Annotated in this window: 1 protein-coding gene; it reads left to right on the top strand. The window is 68.6% G+C overall.

Annotation, left to right across the window (positions count from 1 at the left end; translation table 11 throughout):
- The coding region (locus tag IG69_RS0119665) for a helix-turn-helix domain-containing protein (RefSeq protein WP_030529852.1) at positions 1-274 on the top strand (274 nt) is incomplete at both ends.

The following is a 274-nucleotide window of genomic DNA, read 5'->3' on the forward strand; positions in this document are numbered from 1 at the left end:
ACGGTCCCGTCGAGGACCTCACCGACGCCATCCGGCAGGTGGCCAGCGGGTCCACTGTCGTCGACCCGGAGCTGGCCCGGTACGCACTGAGGCAGGCCGTCAGTCCGTTGACGGACCGGGAATGCGAGGTCCTTACCGCGGCTGAGGACGGGTCGACGATCGTCGACATCGCCGCCCGGCTGCACCTGTCGACCAGCACGGTCCGCAACTACCTCTCCAGCGCGATCGGCAAGACAGGCACCCGAAACAAGACCGAGGCCGCCCATTTGGCCCG

It is taken from the genome of Phycicoccus jejuensis (assembly GCF_000720925.1).
In the GTDB taxonomy this organism is placed as follows: domain Bacteria; phylum Actinomycetota; class Actinomycetes; order Actinomycetales; family Dermatophilaceae; genus Phycicoccus; species Phycicoccus jejuensis.